General features: G+C 73.0%; 11 protein-coding genes. 8 read left to right on the forward strand and 3 right to left on the reverse strand.

Annotation, left to right across the window (positions count from 1 at the left end; all coding sequences use genetic code 11):
• The first annotated feature begins 182 nt into the window (after positions 1–182).
• Both AB0L33_RS27080 and AB0L33_RS27085 read left to right on the forward strand, forming a co-directional pair.
• Complete coding sequence (locus AB0L33_RS27080; RefSeq protein ID WP_365685588.1) at positions 183–3,917, forward strand: AAA family ATPase; 3,735 nt, start codon at positions 183–185, stop codon at positions 3,915–3,917.
• A gap of 100 nt (positions 3,918–4,017) precedes the next feature.
• Positions 4,018–5,442: a sugar porter family MFS transporter gene (locus AB0L33_RS27085; protein WP_365685590.1), complete on the forward strand. Its 1,425-nt coding sequence runs from the start codon at positions 4,018–4,020 to the stop codon at positions 5,440–5,442.
• Here the strand turns inward: AB0L33_RS27085 and AB0L33_RS27090 are convergent.
• The gene (locus AB0L33_RS27090) at positions 5,439–6,818 is read right to left on the reverse strand and encodes a cytosine permease (protein WP_365685591.1); all 1,380 of its coding nucleotides are present in this window, start codon (positions 6,816–6,818) and stop codon (positions 5,439–5,441) included. The two genes, AB0L33_RS27085 and AB0L33_RS27090, sit on opposite strands and share 4 nt — an antisense overlap.
• Before the next feature lie 124 nt (positions 6,819–6,942).
• On the opposite strand from AB0L33_RS27090, the gene ftsY reads away from it, so the two are divergent.
• Positions 6,943–8,142: a signal recognition particle-docking protein FtsY gene (ftsY, locus tag AB0L33_RS27095; RefSeq protein ID WP_365685592.1), complete on the forward strand. Its 1,200-nt coding sequence runs from the start codon at positions 6,943–6,945 to the stop codon at positions 8,140–8,142.
• Positions 8,143–8,214: 72 nt separating this feature from the next.
• Here ftsY and AB0L33_RS27100 read toward each other — a convergent pair whose 3' ends face one another.
• Positions 8,215–8,874: a bifunctional DNA primase/polymerase gene (locus AB0L33_RS27100; protein WP_365685593.1), complete on the reverse strand. Its 660-nt coding sequence runs from the start codon at positions 8,872–8,874 to the stop codon at positions 8,215–8,217.
• A 361-nt stretch (positions 8,875–9,235) separates the two neighbouring features.
• Between AB0L33_RS27100 and AB0L33_RS27105 the strand changes: the two genes are divergently transcribed.
• The 5 genes from AB0L33_RS27105 (at position 9,236) to ffh (ending at position 16,924) form a co-directional block, all read left to right on the forward strand.
• Positions 9,236–10,708, forward strand: a complete 1,473-nt coding sequence (locus AB0L33_RS27105) for a hypothetical protein (RefSeq protein ID WP_365685595.1) — start codon at positions 9,236–9,238, stop codon at positions 10,706–10,708.
• Between the two features lie 376 nt (positions 10,709–11,084).
• Positions 11,085–12,434, forward strand: a complete 1,350-nt coding sequence (locus tag AB0L33_RS27110) for an ammonium transporter (RefSeq protein WP_365685597.1) — start codon at positions 11,085–11,087, stop codon at positions 12,432–12,434.
• Complete coding sequence (locus AB0L33_RS27115) at positions 12,431–12,769, forward strand: P-II family nitrogen regulator (protein ID WP_018102395.1); 339 nt, start codon at positions 12,431–12,433, stop codon at positions 12,767–12,769. Before AB0L33_RS27110 ends, AB0L33_RS27115 begins: the two co-directional genes overlap by 4 nt.
• A gap of 52 nt (positions 12,770–12,821) precedes the next feature.
• Positions 12,822–15,275 carry a [protein-PII] uridylyltransferase gene (locus AB0L33_RS27120; protein WP_365685599.1) on the forward strand — a complete coding sequence of 818 codons (2,454 nt, stop codon included), beginning with the start codon at positions 12,822–12,824 and terminating at the stop codon, positions 15,273–15,275.
• A 98-nt stretch (positions 15,276–15,373) separates the two neighbouring features.
• Positions 15,374–16,924, forward strand: coding sequence for a signal recognition particle protein (ffh, locus tag AB0L33_RS27125; RefSeq protein WP_365685600.1), 1,551 nt, complete (start codon positions 15,374–15,376; stop codon positions 16,922–16,924).
• Positions 16,925–16,986: 62 nt separating this feature from the next.
• On the opposite strand, the gene AB0L33_RS27130 is transcribed toward ffh, so the two are convergent.
• Positions 16,987–17,832, reverse strand: coding sequence for an SAM-dependent methyltransferase (locus AB0L33_RS27130; protein WP_365685602.1), 846 nt, complete (start codon positions 17,830–17,832; stop codon positions 16,987–16,989).
• Between the last annotated feature and the right edge of the window lie 506 nt (positions 17,833–18,338).

Consider the following 18,338-nt stretch of genomic DNA (forward strand, 5'->3'; position numbering starts at 1 on the left):
CGGGCGCGGGCACGCGTGCGGCACCGCCTGACCCGCAGAATCACAGGGGACGCTTCGGCGTCCCTTCTTTCTTTTCCCGCCTCGCGCAGGTCCCGCCCCGGACGTACACCCCTTCCCTTACCGTCTGATGTGCCCTGCACCTTCAGCGGCGAAACCGAGAGCGAAAGGTAGAGTCCGGCGGCGTGCACCTCAAGGCCCTGACCCTGCGCGGTTTCAAGTCGTTCGCCTCCGCCACGACGCTGCGGTTCGAACCCGGCATCACCTGCGTCGTCGGGCCCAACGGGTCGGGCAAATCCAATGTGGTGGACGCGCTCTCCTGGGTCATGGGCGAACAGGGCGCGAAATCCCTGCGCGGCGGCAAGATGGAGGACGTGATCTTCGCCGGGACCACTGGCCGGCCGCCGCTGGGCCGGGCCGAGGTCTCGCTGACCATCGACAATTCCGACGGCGCCCTGCCCATCGAATACGCCGAAGTCACCATTACGCGGATCATGTTCCGCAACGGCGGCAGCGAATACCAGATCAACGGCGACACCTGCCGCCTCCTGGACATCCAGGAACTCCTCTCCGACTCCGGCATCGGCCGCGAGATGCACGTCATCGTCGGCCAGGGCCAGCTGGACTCCGTCCTGCACGCCGACCCGATGGGCCGCCGCGCCTTCATCGAGGAGGCGGCCGGCGTCCTCAAGCACCGCAAGCGCAAGGAGAAGGCGCTGCGGAAGCTGGACGCGATGGGCGCCAACCTCGCCAGGGTCCAGGACCTCACCGACGAGCTGCGCAGGCAGCTGAAACCCCTCGGCCGGCAGGCGGCCGTGGCCCGCCGCGCCGCCGTCATCCAGGCCGACCTGCGCGACGCCCGGCTGCGCCTCCTCGCCGACGACCTCGTGACGCTGCGCACCGCCCTGCGCAGCGAGATCGCCGACGAGGCCGCGCTCAAGCAGCGCCGGGAGGCCGCCGAGGCGGAGCTCAAGACCGCCCTCGCCCGGGAAGCCGAACTGGAGGACCAGGTGCGGCGGCTGACGCCCCGCCTCCAGCGCGCCCAGCAGACCTGGTACGACCTGTCGCAGCTCGCCGAACGGGTACGCGGCACGATCTCGCTCGCCGACGCCCGGGTGAAGAGCGCCGGCGCCCCGCCCGAGGAGGAGCGCAGGGGCCGCGACCCCGAGGACATGGAGCGCGAGGCCGCCCGCATCCGTGAGCAGGAGGCCGAGCTGACCGCCGCCCTCGAAGCGGCTGAACACGCGCTGGACGACACCGCGTCCCACCGCCAGGAGCTGGAGCGCGAGTTGGCGGCCGAGGAGCGCCGTCTCAAGGACGCCGCCCGCGCCCTCGCCGACCGCCGCGAAGGGCTCGCCCGGCTGCACGGTCAGGTCAACGCCGCCCGCAGCCGCGCCGGTTCGGCCCAGGCGGAGATCGACCGGCTCTCCGCCTCGCGCGACGAGGCCCGGGCGCGGGCCGTCGCCGCGCAGGACGAGTACGAGGAGCTGAAGGCCGAGGTCGACGGCCTGGACGCCGGGGACACCGAGCTCGGCGAGCAGCACGAGGCCGCCCGCCGCGCGCTGAAGGAGGCCGAGGCGGCGCACTCCCGGGCCCGCGAGGAGGTCACCGCCGCCGAACGGCAGCGCGCCGCCGTCGCGGCCCGCCACGACGCGCTCGCCCTCGGGCTGCGCCGCAAGGACGGCACCGGGGCACTGCTCGGCGCCCGCGACCGGCTCACCGGCCTGCTCGGGCCCGCCGCCGAACTGCTGACGGTGGCCCCGGGCCACGAGGTCGCGGTGGCGGCGGCGCTGGGCGCGGCGGCGGACGCGGTCGCGGTCACCGACCCGGCCACGGCGGCCGAGGCGATCCGGCTGCTGCGCAAGCAGGACGCGGGGCGCGCCGCCCTGCTCCTGGGCGGGCCGTCGCGGGCCGCAGCCGGGGAGGGCGACGCGACCGGGCACGTGCCCGGCCAGGGCACCTCGGCACACCCGCCGCACCACGAAGCCGCCCCGCACGTCGCGCTGCCCGGCCCGGGCACCGAGGGCGGGGGCGCGGCGGAGGCCGTTGCGGCGACCCGGGCACCGGACCCCGTGCACACCGTGCGGGCCCTCGCTCCCACCGGTGGCCCCGCCGCCCACGTCGCCGACCTCGTCAGCGGCCCCGTCGAACTGGTGGCCGCCGTCCGCAGGCTGGTCCGGGACATGGTGGTCGTCGCGACCCTGGAGGACGCCGAGGACCTGGTCGCCGCGCACCCGGAGCTGACCGCGGTGACCGGCGAGGGCGACCTGCTCTCCGCCCACTTCGCGCACGGCGGCTCCGCCGGGGCACCCAGCCTCCTCGAAGTGCAGGCGTCCGTGGACGAGGCCGCCGCGGAACTCGCGGGGCTCGCCGTGCGGTGCACCGAACTGGCCGAGGCCCAGCGGCTGGCGGCCGGGCGGCGGACCGACGCGGCGGCGCTGGTCGAGGAGCTGGGGGAGCGGCGCCGCGCCGCCGAGCGGGAGCGGGCGGGCGTTGCCCAGCAGCTCGGGCGGCTCGCCGGACAGGCGCGGGGCGCCGCCGGTGAGGCCGAGCGCATGGACGCCTCCGCCGCCCGGGCCCAGGAGGCGCTGGAGCGGGCCACCGAGGAGGCGGAGGAGCTGGCCGAGCGGCTGCTCGTCGCGGAGGAGGCGGCCGGGGACGGTGCCGACGACGAACCGGACACCGGTGTGCGCGACCGGCTCGCGGCCGACGGTGCCAACGCCCGCCAGACCGAGATGGAGGCCCGCCTCCAGGTCCGTACGCACGAGGAACGCGTCAAGGCGCTCGCCGGGCGCGCCGACTCGCTGGACCGGGCCGCGCGCGCCGAGCGCGAGGCGCGCGCCCGGGCCGAGCGGCGGCGGGCCCGGCTGCGCCACGAGGCGGAGGTGGCGGCGGCCGTGGCGTCGGGGGCCCGGCAGCTCCTGGCACACGTGGAGGTGTCCGTCGTACGGGCGGAGCGGGAGCGGGCGGCGGCGGAGGCGTCCAAGGGGGAGCGGGAGCGGGAGCTGTCCGCGGAGCGGCTGCGCGGCCGGGACCTCAAGGGGGAGCTGGACAAGCTGACGGACTCGGTGCACCGGGGCGAGGTGCTGGGTGCCGAGAAGCGGCTGCGGGTGGAGCAGCTGGAGACCAAGGCGCTGGAGGAGCTGGGCGTCGAGCCGGCCGGTCTGGTGGCGGAGTACGGGCCCGACCAGCCGGTGCCGCCGTCGCCGCCCGCCGAGGGCGAGGAGCTGCCGACGGACCCGGAGCATCCGCGTAACCGGCCGAGGCCGTTCGTCAGGGCCGAGCAGGAGAAGCGGCTCCGGTCGGCCGAACGGGCGTATCAGCAACTCGGGAAGGTGAATCCGCTCGCCCTCGAGGAGTTCTCCGCGCTGGAGGAGCGGCACAAGTTCCTCTCCGAGCAGCTGGAGGACCTGAAGAAGACCCGGGCCGACCTCCTCCAGGTCGTCAAGGAGGTCGACGAGCGGGTCGAGCAGGTGTTCACCGAGGCGTACCGGGACACCGCGCGCGAATTCGAGGGCGTCTTCTCGCGCCTCTTCCCGGGCGGTGAGGGGCGGCTGATCCTGACCGATCCCGACAACATGCTGACCACCGGCGTCGATGTCGAGGCCCGTCCGCCGGGCAAGAAGGTCAAGCGGCTCTCCCTGCTGTCGGGCGGCGAACGGTCCCTGACGGCGGTGGCGTTGCTGGTCTCGATCTTCAAGGCGAGGCCCAGCCCGTTCTATGTGATGGACGAGGTCGAGGCGGCGCTGGACGACACCAACCTGCAGCGGCTGATCCGGATCATGGAGGAGCTCCAGGAGAGCTCACAGCTCATCGTCATCACGCACCAGAAGCGGACGATGGAGGTCGCCGACGCGCTGTACGGCGTCTCGATGCAGGGCGACGGCGTCTCGAAGGTGATCAGCCAGCGTCTTCGCTGAGCGCGGGGGTAGCCGAGTGGTGGCGGGGCCGATGTTGTGCGCCACTTGAGATCAGTTCACCCATGTCCGATGCCGCGGCCCCGCGCCAGGGAGGCCTTACGTGACCAGTACATCGCCAGGAGCCGGACCGGAGTCCGGGGCCCGTTCGGCGCACCCGGACCACCTCGGCCACGTCATCTTCATCACCGCCGCGGCCGCGATGGGCGGCTTCCTCTTCGGCTACGACAGCTCCGTGATCAACGGCGCCGTCGAGGCGATCCGACACCGTTACGACATCGGCTCCGGCACGCTCGCCCAGGTCATCGCCATCGCGCTCATCGGCTGTGCGATCGGCGCCGCCACGGCCGGCCGGATCGCCGACCGCATCGGGCGCATCCGCTGCATGCAGATCGCCGCCGTCCTCTTCACCATCAGCGCCGTGGGCTCCGCGCTCCCCTTCGCCCTCTGGGACCTGGCGATGTGGCGCATCATCGGCGGCTTCGCGATCGGCATGGCCTCGGTGATCGGCCCCGCCTACATCGCCGAGGTCTCGCCGCCCGCCTACCGGGGCCGCCTCGGCTCCTTCCAGCAGGCCGCGATCGTCATCGGCATCGCCATCTCCCAGCTCGTCAACTACGGCATCCTGCAGATCGCCGACGGCGACCAGCGCGGCAAGATCGGCGGTCTCGAAGCCTGGCAGTGGATGCTCGGTGTGATGGTCGTGCCCGCCGTCCTCTACGGGCTGCTCTCCTTCGCGATCCCCGAGTCGCCGCGCTTCCTGCTCTCCATCGGCAAGCGGGACCGTGCCCGGAAGATCCTCGAAGAGGTCGAGGGCAAGAACGTCGACCTCGACGCGCGCGTCGAGGAGATCGAGACGGCGATGCGCCGCGAGCACAAGTCCACCTTCAGGGACCTGCTCGGCAGCCGCTTCGGCTTCCTGCCGATCGTCTGGGTCGGCATCGGCCTCTCGGTGTTCCAGCAGCTCGTCGGCATCAACGTGGCGTTCTACTACTCGGCGACCCTGTGGCAGTCCGTCGGCATCGACCCGACCGACTCCTTCTTCTGGTCGTTCACCACGTCGATCATCAACATCATCGGTACCGTCATCGCGATGATCCTGGTGGACCGCGTCGGCCGCCGCCCGCTCGCCCTCGTCGGCTCCTGCGGCATGGCCGTCGCCCTCGCCTTCGAGGCGTGGGCCTTCTCCGCCGACCTGGTCGACGGCAAGCTCCCGACCGCCCAGGGCGCGGTCGCCCTCGTCGCCGCCCACGTCTTCGTGCTCTTCTTCGCCCTGTCGTGGGGTGTCGTGGTCTGGGTCTTCCTCGGCGAGATGTTCCCCAACCGCATCCGCGCCGCCGCGCTCGGCGTCGCCGCGTCCGCGCAGTGGATCGCCAACTGGGCGATCACCGCCAGCTTCCCGAGCCTCGCGGACTGGAACCTCTCGGGCACGTACATCATCTACGCCTGCTTCGCGACGCTCTCGATCCCCTTCGTCCTCAAGTTCGTGAAGGAGACCAAGGGCAAGGCGCTCGAAGAGATGGGCTAAACCGTTTCCTCTGGGCGGCCTGTGCGCGGCAGCACCGCGTACAGGCCGCCCGAGACGAGCGCCGTGACCGCCCAGCCGAGGCCGCTGCGGCCGGGCCAGGACGCGGCGAGCGGGCCGGTGAACCACTCCACGCCGGTGAACAGCAGCCCCACCGCCAGCCCCGCGCCCCACGCGGCGACGGCGGACCAGGCGACGCCGCCCGTGTACCAGTACGCACTGCCCCGGCCGGTGTCCATGAGCGCCACCGGGTCGTAGGCGCGGCCGCGCAGCATGTCCGTGGCGAAGACCCCGATCCACGCCGAGAACGTCACCGCGAGCAGTCGCAGGAACGACACGAAGGCGTCGATGAAGCTGCTCGCCACCATCATCAGGAGCGCGCCCAGGAACAGGCTGATCGCCGCGTTCACCCCGACGGCCCAGGCGCGCGGCACGGTGAAGCCGAGGGTCTGCGCGGTGAACCCGGCCGAGTACATCGACAGCGCGTTGATCAGCACCATGCCCGTGACCGCGACGACCAGATACGGGACGGAGAGCCAGGTCGGCAGCATGACGCCGATGAAGGAGACCGGATCGCGGGTCAGCGCCAGCTCCGGCGTCCGCACCGCCATCACCGCTCCCAGCACCACCAGCGGCACCAGCACCACCACCGCCCCGGCCACCGTCGCCGCGACCATCGTCCGGCCCGGCGAGGCGCGCGGCAGATAGCGGGCGAAGTCCGGGCCGGACGGCGCCCAGCTGATCCCCCCGGCCGTCAGTGTGCCGATGCCCGCGATCACCGCCGACACCGCCCCGGGCGGCCGGTCCAGCACCGCGTGCCACGGCACCGTCACGGCCAGCCGCACCAGCACCAGGACGCTGAAGGCGCCGAAGAGATACGCCGCCCAGGTGCAGCACACCCGCAGCGCCCGCAGCCCGAGCCCCGACAGCAGAAAGCTGCCCGCCACGAAGGCGAGCAGCGTTCCCACGATCAGCGTGGACGTGGTCCGGACCCCGAACAGCACGTCGCCCACGGTCAGCAGGGCGTACGCGCCGGTGACCGCGTTCATCGTCTCCCAGCCCCACCGGGCCACCCAGATCAGCGCGCCCGGCGCCAGATTGCCCCGTACGCCGAAGACCGCACGCGACAGCGCCATGCCGGGGGCGCCGCCCCGCTTCCCGGCCAGCGAGACGAAGCCGACCAGGCCGAACGAGATCAGGGGCGCCACCACGGCCACCACCAGCACCTGCCAGAGGCTCAGCCCGTCCAGCACGACGAGCCCGGCGCCCACGGTGACGAGCAGGACGGTCATGTTGGCCGTGGCCCAGGTGGGGAAGAGGGCGCGGACCCGGCCGGTGCGCTCCTCGTCGGGCACGGGGTCCAGGCCACGGGTCTCCACGGCCAGGATCGTACCTTTCCGGCATACCGGACGTAGTGACCGTAAGGCCGCAGGGGCCCGCGATCCTGCGCCGAACCCGTCCCTCCCTCGATTGCCGGCCCGGGTGACCGATACTGGGAGGGTTATGGAATTCGTCATCCTTGCTGTAGTCATCGCCCTGGTCGCGGTCGGCGTGATCAGCGGGCTCGTGGTCAGCAGTCGCAAGAAGAAGCAGCTGCCCCCGGCACCGTCGAGCACGCCGACCATCACACCTCCCGCCGAGCCCCGTGTCGGCGAGGAGGCCGAAGAGCCGCGCGAGGAATCGCGCCGCACCATCGAGGACGTCGCCGCCCCGCCCGCCGAGGCGGAGCCGGAGACCGTGGCTCCGGAGGCGCCCGCCGCCCCCGCGATCGAGGTCCCCGAGCCCACCGCCGGCCGGCTCGTCCGGCTGCGCGCCCGCCTCGCCCGCTCGCAGAACACCCTCGGCAAGGGGCTCCTCGCCCTGCTGTCCCGGGACAATCTGGACGAGGACACCTGGGAGGAGATCGAGGACACCCTCCTCACCGCCGATGTCGGCGTCGCGCCCACCCAGGAGCTGGTCGAGCGCCTGCGCGAGCGCGTCCGGGTGCTCGGCACGCGCACCCCCGAGGAGCTGCGCGCCCTGCTCCGCGAGGAGCTGCTCACCCTGCTCGGCACCGACTTCGACCGCGCCGTGAAGACGGAGGGCGGCCTGGAGACCCCCGGCGTCGTGATGGTCGTCGGCGTCAACGGCACCGGCAAGACCACCACCACCGGCAAGCTGGCCCGGGTGCTCGTCGCCGACGGCCGCAGCGTGGTGCTCGGCGCGGCCGACACCTTCCGCGCCGCCGCCGCCGACCAGCTCCAGACCTGGGGCGAGCGCGTCGGGGCCCGCACCGTGCGCGGTCCGGAGGGCGGCGACCCGGCCTCCATCGCCTTCGACGCGGTCAAGGAGGGCATTGCCGAGGGCGCCGACGTGGTGCTCATCGACACCGCCGGCCGGCTGCACACCAAGACCGGCCTCATGGACGAGCTGGGCAAGGTCAAGCGCGTTGTGGAGAAGCACGGCCCGCTGGACGAGGTGCTGCTCGTCCTGGACGCCACCACCGGGCAGAACGGCCTGGTGCAGGCGCGGGTCTTCGCCGAGGTGGTCGACATCACCGGCATCGTCCTCACCAAGCTGGACGGCACCGCCAAGGGCGGCATCGTCATCGCCGTCCAGCGCGAGCTGGGCGTCCCGGTCAAGCTCGTCGGACTCGGCGAGGGCCCGGACGACCTGGCCCCGTTCGAGCCGGAGGCGTTCGTGGACGCGCTGATCGGGGACTGAGCCCCACCGCACCGCTCCGAAGCCCGGCCGTCCCGCGCGGCCGGGCTTCTCGCTGTCCGGCCGGTACGCGGCTCAGCCGCAGGGCGCCGCCCACCGGTGGCAGAGGTAGGCCAGCGTGCCCAGCAGCAGCCGGGCCTCCGGCGGTGTCGCACTGTCGGGCCCCGGCGCCCGCAGCCATCGGACCGGACCGAGCCCGCCCCGGTCCGAGGGCGGCGCGGTGATGTGGCTGCCCGGGCCGAGCGCCCGCAGGTCGAGCCCCGCGTCGTCCCAGCCCATCCGGTACAGCAGCCGGGGCAGCCCGGCGGCGGCCCCCGGCGCCACGAAGAACTGCGCCCGGCCCTGCGGGGTCACCGAGACCGGGCCCAGCGGCAGGCCCATCCGCTCCATCCGCACCAGGGCGCGGCGCCCGGCCCCCTCCGCCACGTCGAGCACGTCGAAGCTCCGGCCCACGGGGAGCATCATCGAGGCGCCGGGCACCTCGGCCCAGGCCCGCGCCGCCGCGTCGAGCGTCGCCCCGGCGGGGACCTCACGGGCGAACTCCAGCGGATGCGCGCCCGGGGCGGCGCAGCCGGGGTCCCCGCAGGAGCAGGCGCCGCCCGCCGCGCGCGCCCCGGGCACCACGGCCCAGCCCCACAGCCCGGTGTACTCGGCCACCTCCGTACCGCCGACGGCGGCACGGGCGCGCCGCCGTGCGCCGGTGCGCATCTCGCGGATTCCGATCGTGAAGCCCATGCCCCCTCCAACGGGTCCGGTTCGCCGGTGGTTACGAAGAGGAGCGTGCAACCGCCCGCGCGCCCCCGGGCGCTCCATCGCGCCCGTGCGAATCGTCCTGTCAAGTGAATCGCGGCCCATCGGGGTGGCGTTCAATCAAAGGGGTGGCGAATGGTGGCGATTACGCAAAGAGCCTCGCGGGTGCGGTGATCACAGGATTACCGTCGGTACACGAACCATGGAAGTATGTGCGCCCGTGGGTATGCCGCAGGCAACCCGGCTTTCTGTTCGATCGGGCCCAACGCCCGTACGGGCAACATGAGTTCGAGGCATCCTGGTGATGCTTCGCGCGACAGGTATTCGGCGGGATGGGGGCGTATCCGTGAGTGGCAGCGGCGCAGGCGAGACGCATGCGGGAAAGCGGCCGAACGGGCAACTGGGGTCGTGGTTCGTGCGCAGCGGCTGGTCGAAGGGCGAGCTGGCCCGGCAGGTGAACCGCCGGGCGCGCCAGATGGGCGCCCACCACATCAGCACCGACACCTCCCGGGTGCGGCGCTGGCTCGACGGCGAGCAGCCGCGCGAGCCGATCCCGCGCATCCTGTCCGAGCTGTTCTCGGAGCGCTTCGGCAGCGTCGTCGCCGTCGAGGACCTGGGGCTGCGCACCCCGCACCAGGCACCCTCCGTGGCCGGTGTGGACCTCCCGTGGGCGGGCCCGCAGACCGTCGCCCTGCTCAGCGAGTTCTCGCGGAGCGACCTGATGCTCGCCCGCCGGGGCTTCCTCGGCAGCTCCCTCGCCCTCGCCGCCGGCCCCGCGCTCATCGAGCCCATGCAGCGCTGGCTGGTGCCGGTCGCGGCCGCCCCCGCCGCCGAACCGGAACCGTCCGCCGCCCGTCGTCCGTCCAGGCTCTCCGGCCCCGAGCTGGACCTGCTGGAGTCGACCACGATGATGTTCCGGCAGTGGGACGCGCAGTGCGGCGGCGGGCTGCGCCGCAAGGCCGTCGTCGGCCAGCTCCACGAGGTCACCGACCTGCTCCAGGAGCCCCAGCCCGCCGCCACCGCCAAGCGCCTCTTCCGCTGCGCCGCCGAACTGGCCGAGCTGGCGGGCTGGATGAGCTACGACGTCGGTCTCCAGCCCACCGCCCAGAAGTACTTCGTGCTCGCCCTGCACGCCGCCAAGGAGGCCGGCGACAAGCCGCTCGGCTCGTACGTCCTGTCCAGCATGAGCCGGCAGATGATCCACCTCGGCCGCCCCGACGACGCCCTGGAGCTGATCCACCTCGCCCAGTACGGCAGCCGCGACTGCGCGACCCCGCGCACGCAGGCCATGCTGTACGCGATGGAGGCCCGCGCCTACGCGAACATGGGCCAGCCCAGCAAGTGCAAGCGGGCGGTCCGGATGGCCGAGGACACGTTCCTGGACGCCGGCGTGGACGGCGAGCCCGAGCCCGACTGGATCCGCTTCTTCTCCGAGGCCGAGCTCAACGGGGAGAACTCGCACTCGTACCGGGACCTCGCCTATGTGGCCGGCCGCAGTCCCACGTACGCCTCGCTCGCCGAGCCCGTCATGCAGCGGGCGGTCCAGCTCTTCGGCGAGGAGGACGAGCACCAGCGCTCCTACGCGCTCAATCTGATCGGCCTCGCCACGGTGCACCTCCTCAAGGGCGAGCCCGAGGCGTCCACCGTGCCGGCCGGACAGGCGCTGCGCGTGGCCAAGAAGGTGCGCTCCGAGCGGGTCAACACCCGGCTCCGCAAGACCGTCGACACCGCCGCCAGGGACTTCGGGGACGTGCCCGAGGTCGCCGAACTCACCGAACTCCTCATCGAACAGCTGCCCGAGACCGTGGAAACCGTCTAGCGACGGCCCTCGGGCCCCCAGACCCCGGCCACGACGACCACCCAGCACAGACCGACTTCGGCTCCCCCCATTGCCAGGTCAACGGGTGATCGCCGTGGCCGGTTCGTGTGGTCGTTCCCCTGTCGGAGCGTCGCAACCGCACCGTATGCGGCCCGGGCCGCAGAGTGGGCGCGAGCGTGGGTACGGCACGCGCGGTTCATGGGGACGTAACACGTCGCTTCCCTTCGTCACTGCCGCGAAACATCGCGGCGCACCGGCCGAAACGGCGCTGGGCGAACCTCGTGGCTCATAACCGGCCCGCACCCTTTCCAGTGGTCCCGCAGTGGTTGTGCCCCCACCGCCCGCACGCGGCCGCACCGACGACGAGGAGACGCCGATGCCCCCAGGCATCACGACGCTTGCCGCAGACACCCCGACGCTGTCTGCCGCCAACACCGGCTTCATGCTCATCTGCTCGGCCCTGGTGATGCTCATGACCCCGGCCCTCGCCTTCTTCTACGGAGGCATGGTCCGCGTCAAGAGCACCCTCAACATGCTGATGATGAGCTTCATCAGCCTCGGGATCGTCACGGTCCTGTGGGTGCTGTACGGCTTCAGCCTCGCCTTCGGGACCGACGCGGGGTCGGTCATCGGCTGGAGCCAGGACTTCGTCGGCCTCAGCGGGATCGGCGTCACGGAACTCTGGGACGGCTACACCATCCCGGTCTACGTCTTCGCCGTGTTCCAGCTGATGTTCGCCGTCCTCACTCCCGCGTTGATAAGCGGTGCCCTGGCCGACCGGGTCAAGTTCACCTCCTGGGCCCTGTTCATCGTGCTGTGGGTCACCGTCGTCTACTTCCCGGTCGCGCACTGGGTGTGGGGCGCGGGCGGCTGGCTGTTCGAGCTCGGCGTCATCGACTTCGCCGGCGGTACGGCCGTCCACATCAACGCGGGTGCCGCGGCCCTCGGCGTGATCCTGGTGATCGGCAAGCGCATCGGCTTCAAGAAGGACCCGATGCGGCCGCACAGCCTGCCGCTCGTCATGCTCGGCGCCGGTCTCCTCTGGTTCGGCTGGTTCGGCTTCAACGCCGGGTCCTGGCTCGGCAACGACGACGGCGTGGGCGCGGTCATGTTCGTCAACACCCAGGTCGCCACCGGCGCCGCGATGCTCGCCTGGCTCGCCTACGAGAAGATCCGCCACGGCGCCTTCACCACCCTGGGCGCGGCCTCCGGCGCGGTCGCCGGACTCGTCGCCATCACCCCGGCCGGCGGCGCGGTCAGCCCCCTCGGTGCCATCGCGGTCGGCGCCATCGCCGGTGTGCTGTGCGCCATGGCCGTCGGCCTCAAGTACAAGTTCGGCTACGACGACTCCCTCGACGTCGTCGGCGTCCACCTCGTCGGCGGTGTCATCGGCTCCCTGCTCATCGGCTTCTTCGCCACCGGCGGCGTCCAGTCCGACGCCAAGGGCCTCTTCTACGGCGGCGGGCTCGACCAGCTCGGCAAGCAGGCCGTCGGCGTCTTCGCGGTCCTCGCGTACTCTCTCGTCGTCTCCGCGCTCCTCGCCTTCGTGGTCGACAAGATCCTCGGGATGCGGGTGGACGAGGACGCCGAGATCTCCGGCATCGACCAGGTCGAACACGCCGAGACCGCGTACGACTTCAGCGGCGTCGGCGGCGGCGCGGCCTCCCGTACCGCCGCCCCCGCCCCCGGCCCGGCCGCCCCGACGAACAAGAAGGTCGACGCATGAAGCTCATCACCGCAGTCGTGAAGCCCCACCGTCTGGACGAGATCAAGGAAGCCCTCCAGGCCTTCGGCGTCCAGGGCCTCACCGTCACCGAGGCCAGCGGCTACGGCCGTCAGCGCGGCCACACCGAGGTCTACCGGGGCGCCGAGTACACCGTCGACCTCGTCCCCAAGATCCGCATCGAGGTCCTGGTCGAGGACGAGGACGCCGAACAGCTCCTCGACGTCGTCGTCAAGGCCGCCCGCACCGGCAAGATCGGTGACGGCAAGGTCTGGACCGTTCCCGTCGAGACGGCCGTCAGGGTCCGTACGGGCGAACGCGGCCCGGACGCCCTCTGACCGGCCCCCGCCGACTGTTTCGCACGGTTCCGCACACGGAAAGGGCAGCTGGGTGACGAGCATCGAAGCGACCACCGAATCCGAGGACTCGCGCCCCAGCGGCTACGCGGCGGCCCGGCTGCGCCTTCTCCAGGAGAAGGAGCGGCCCGGGCCGCCGCGCCGTGCGGCCCTCGCCGCCCTCACCGACGACTGGCTCACCGCCCTGTTCACCGGCGCCGCCCAGCACGCCGGGGTCCGGGGCGCCGCCCTCGTCGCCGTCGGCGGCTACGGCCGGTCGGAGCTCTCCCCGCGCAGCGACCTCGACCTCCTCCTGCTGCACGACGGCAGCGCCGACCCCGCGGCCGTCGCCGCCCTCGCGGACCGGATCTGGTACCCCGTCTGGGACCTGGGCCTCGCTCTCGACCATTCCGTCCGCACCCCCGCCGAGGCCCGCAGGACCGCCGGCGAGGACCTCAAGGTCCAGCTCGGGCTGCTCGACGCCCGCCCCGTCGCCGGTGACCTCGGCCTCGTCGCGACCCTGCGCACCGCGATCCTCGCCGACTGGCGCAACCAGGCACCCAAACGCCTCCCCGGCCTCCACGAGCTCTGCCGCGAACGCGCCGAACGCCACGGCGAACTGCGGTTCCTCCTCGAACCCGACCTCAAGGAGGCCCGGGGCGGCCTGCGCGACGTCACCGCCCTGCGCGCCGTCGCCGCCTCCTGGGTCGCCGACGCCCCGCGCGAAGGTCTCGCCGAGGCCCGCCGCGTCCTCCTCGACGCCCGCGACGCCCTCCACCTCACCACCGGCCGCGCCACCGACCGCCTCGCCCTCCAGGAACAGGACCAGGTCGCCCAGGCGCTCGGCCTCCTCGACGCCGACGCCCTGCTCCGCCAGGTCTACGAGGCCGCCCGCACCGTCTCGTACGCCACCGACGTCACCTGGCGCGAGGTCAACCGGATCCTGCGCGCCCGCTCCGCCCGGCCCCGGCTGCGTGCCCTGCTCGGCGGCGGCCGGACCCCCGCCCCGGACCGCAGCCCGCTCGCCGACGGCGTCGTGGAGGCCGACGGCGAGGCCGTACTCGCCCGCACCGCCCGGCCCGAACGCGACCCGGTGCTCGTCCTGCGCGCCGCCGCCGCGGCCGCCCAGTCCGGACTGCCGCTCTCCCGCCACGTCGTACGCCACCTCGCCACCACCGCCCAGCCGCTCCCCGTGCCCTGGCCCGCCGAGGCCCGCGAGGAGCTGGTCACCCTGCTCGGCGCGGGCGAGGCCACGATCCCCGTCTGGGAGGCCCTGGAGGCCGAAGGACTGATCACCCGCCTCCTGCCCGACTGGGAACGCGTCCACTGCCGCCCCCAGCGCAACCCCGTCCACACCTGGACCGTCGACCGCCACCTGGTCGAGGCGGCCGTCCGCGCCGCCTCGCTCACCCGCCGCGTCGGCCGCCCCGACCTCCTCCTCGTCGCCGCCCTGCTGCACGACATCGGCAAGGGCTGGCCCGGCGACCACTCCGTCGCCGGGGAGGTCATCGCCCGCGACATGGCCGCCCGCATCGGCTTCGACCAGCACGACGTGGGCGTCATCGCCACCCTGGTGCGCCATCACCTGCTGCTCATCGAGACCGCCACCCGGCGCGACCTGGACGACCCGGCCACCGTCCGCGCCGTCGCCGACGCCGTTGGCAGCGCCGCGACCCTGGAGCTGCTGCACGCCCTCACCGAGGCCGACGCGCTGGCCACCGGGCCCGCCGCCTGGTCCGCCTGGCGCGCCTCCCTCGTCGCCGAACTCGTCAAACGGGTCGCCCAGGTCCTGGCCGGGGAGGCCCCCGAGGAGCCCGAGCCCGCCGCCCCGAGCGCCGAGCAGGAGCGCCTCGCGATCGAGGCGCTGCGCACCGGCACCCCCGTCCTCGCCCTGCACACCCGGCCCGAGACCCCGCAGGAGGAGGACGGCCCGGAACCGGTCGGCGTCGAACTCCTCATCGCGCTGCGCGACCGGCCCGGCGTGCTGCCCGCCGCCGCGGGCGTCCTCGCCCTGCACCGCCTCACCGTCCGCGCCGCCGACCTGCGCGCCGTGGAGCTGCCCACGGAGCTGGGGGACTCCGCGGACCTGCTGCTGCTCAGCTGGCGCGTGGCCGCCGAATACGGCTCGCTGCCCCGGGCGGACCGGCTCCGCGCCGACCTCGTACGGGCCCTGGACGGCACCCTGGACATCCCCGCCCGCCTCGCCGAGCGGGAGGCCGCCTACCCCCGGCGGCGCGGTGTGAAGGCGCCGCCGCCCCGGGTGACGGTGGCCCCGGCGGGCTCCCGGCTCGCCACGGTGATCGAGGTCCGCGCCCAGGACGCCCCCGGGCTGCTGCACCGCATCGGGCACGCGCTGGAACGGAGCGCGGTACGGGTGCGGAGCGCGCATGTGTCCACACTGGGGGCGAACGCGGTGGACGCCTTCTACGTCACGGACACCGATGGGGCACCGCTGTCGGCGCAGCGGGCGGCGGAGCTGGCCCAGGAGGTCGAGAAGGCGCTCGGCTGAGTCCGGGACCGGGCGAGGTCTTGGCGTTCCCCGGCGTCCGGATACCCTGGGAACCTACTGACCCGACCCGCCCCCGACCCTGAGGACCGACGAGCGCCGTGTTCGATACTCTCTCCGACCGCCTTGCCGCGACTTTCAAGAACCTCCGGGGCAAGGGCCGCTTGTCCGAGGCGGACATCGACGCCACGGCTCGCGAGATCCGTATCGCCCTGCTCGAAGCCGACGTGGCGCTGCCCGTCGTCCGGTCCTTCATCGCGAACGTCAAGGAGCGGGCGCGCGGCGCAGAGGTCTCCCAGGCCCTCAACCCCGCCCAGCAGGTCGTCAAGATCGTCAACGAGGAGCTCATCTCCATCCTCGGCGGCGAGACCCGGCGGCTGCGGTTCGCCAAGAACCCGCCCACAGTGATCATGCTCGCCGGTCTCCAGGGCGCCGGTAAGACGACCCTCGCCGGAAAGCTCGGCCTCTGGCTCAAGGGCCAGGGCCACTCCCCGCTGCTCGTTGCCTGCGACCTCCAGCGCCCCAACGCCGTCAACCAGCTGAGCGTCGTCGCCGACCGCGCCGGTGTCGCGGTGTACGCCCCCGAGCCGGGCAACGGCGTCGGCGACCCGGTGCAGGTCGCCAAGGACTCCATCGAGTACGCGAAGACCAAGGTCCACGACATCGTGATCGTGGACACCGCCGGCCGCCTCGGCATCGACCAGGAGCTGATGCAGCAGGCCGCGGACATCCGCGACGCCGTCAGCCCGGACGAGATCCTGTTCGTGGTCGACGCGATGATCGGCCAGGACGCGGTCAACACCGCGGAGGCGTTCCGCGACGGCGTCGGCTTCGACGGCGTGGTGCTCTCCAAGCTCGACGGTGACGCCCGCGGTGGTGCCGCCCTGTCGATCGCCCACGTCACGGGCAAGCAGATCATGTTCGCGTCGAACGGCGAGAAGCTGGACGACTTCGACGCGTTCCACCCGGACCGCATGGCGTCCCGGATTCTCGACATGGGTGACCTGCTCACCCTGATCGAGCAGGCGGAGAAGACCTTCAGCCAGGAAGAGGCCGCCAAGATGGCCTCCAAGCTGGCGTCCAGCAAGGGCAAGGACTTCACGTTCGACGACTTCCTGGCCCAGATGGAGCAGGTCAGGAAGATGGGCTCCATCTCCAAGCTGCTCGGCATGCTGCCCGGGATGGGGCAGATCAAGGACCAGATCAACAACATCGACGAGCGCGACATCGACCGCATGGCCGCGATCATCAAGTCGATGACCCCCAAGGAGCGGGCCGACCCGACGATCATCAACGGCTCGCGCCGGGCCCGTATCGCCAAGGGTTCCGGGTCCGAGGTCTCCGCCGTCAAGGGCCTGGTCGAGCGGTTCTTCGAGGCCCGCAAGATGATGTCGAAGATGGCGCAGGGCGGCGGCATGCCGGGGATGCCCGGGATGCCGGGCATGGGCGGCGGCCCGGGCCGGCAGAAGAAGCAGGTCAAGCAGGCCAAGGGCAAGCGCAAGAGCGGCAACCCGATGAAGCGCAAGGCCGAGGAGCAGGCCGCGGCCGCCCGCCGCGAGGCCGCGCAGAACGGCAACGTGCCGGGGCTGCCCGCCGGCCAGGGCGGTCAGAACTTCGAGCTGCCGGACGAGTTCAAGAAGTTCATGGGCTGACGGCCCGAAGTCATGCCGGAGGGGCGCTCACCGTGGTCGGTGGGCGCCCCTCCGGCATGCGTTCACGTCGTGCAGACCAGATACCGGAACACGTTGGACATCCACACCGTGCCGTCCGGCCGCCGGTGCGGGTGCAGGGCCTCGGCGAGCTCCTTCTCCACCTGCCACCGGTCCGTCGCCCGGACCGCCGCCTCGAACAGCCGGGTCGACAGCAGGCCGCGTACCGCGCTGTCCATGTCCGCGTAACCGAACGGGCAGGCCACCCGGCCCGAGCCGTCCGGCCGCAGCCCGGCCCGGAAGGCCACGTCCTCCAGATCGTCGCGGCGCGGCCCCCGCCAGCCGCCGCCCCGTCCCCGCCCGTCGTCGGCGAGCCGCCCGGCCACCCGGAGCACCGACTCCGTGGCGCACCGCTCCGGCGGGCCCCAGCCGGTCAGGACCACCGTGGCGCGCCGGTCCGCCGACGGCACGGCGGTCTCCAGCGCCCGCACCAGCTCCTCGCCGTCGCCCGCCTCGCAGCCGATCGGGGTGAACGCGGTGATCAGGTTGTGCGGCCCGCCCTCCGCCGCCTCGGCGACGCCGTCCGTGAGCAGCGGCGCGGCGGCCGGCGCGGCGTGGTCCTCCGGCGCGGGCAGCAGCCGGGTCCGGGCGAGGGCGAGGCGGTCCGGATCGGTGTCCACACCGGTGACCGCGGCGCCCCGGCCCACGGCCATCAGCAGCGCCAGGCCGGAGCCGCAGCCGAGCGAGAGCATCCGCGTGGCGGGCCCCACCTCCAGCCGCGTGTACACCGCTTCGTACAGCGGTGCCAGCATCCGTTCCTGGATCTCCGCCCAGTCGCGGGCGCGGGAGGCGCCGTCCGCGGGGGCGGACGACTCCGTGTGCGGGTGGTGCCGAACGAGCGTTGGTGTCATGGAATGCGCCCCAATCCGCCGAGGTTGCCGGTTCTGCCGATCGGTCGTGCCCGAGTGGACGGCCGTTCCGTCCAGGTGACGCGCGCTTCCCCCGTATGCCAGAGAACTGCGCATCCGCCGCCGCGTCCAGAGGTCTGCGGGGCGTGGTTGTCCGCACTGCCGTCCGGCGCACGACGGCACCGGCGCACCCGGACGGCGGGGACGCCCCGGGGGGTCCGTCCCGTCCTCTGCCGGTCCCAGTCTGACCCGACACGCCGGTGGGGGCACGTCGAGCACGTCACGGCGGTCCGGGTAGCCTCGCCCCTGCCGTCCGCCCCCGGAGGGGGCGCGTACCGCGGCTACGCGCGCAGGCGTACGCGCCGCTACGTACCGGCTTGGTGCGAGCTGTGAGGCTTCTCCGCAGATCAGCGCACCCGCCCTCGTCGCGACGCATGAAGGTCAACCGACTGGTACGTGCAAAATATTTGGGATGGCCCGGAATCGGAACACCGAGGGCCCCGCGCTCG

The organism is Streptomyces sp. NPDC052299 (genome assembly GCF_040679335.1).
Lineage (GTDB): Bacteria > Actinomycetota > Actinomycetes > Streptomycetales > Streptomycetaceae > Streptomyces.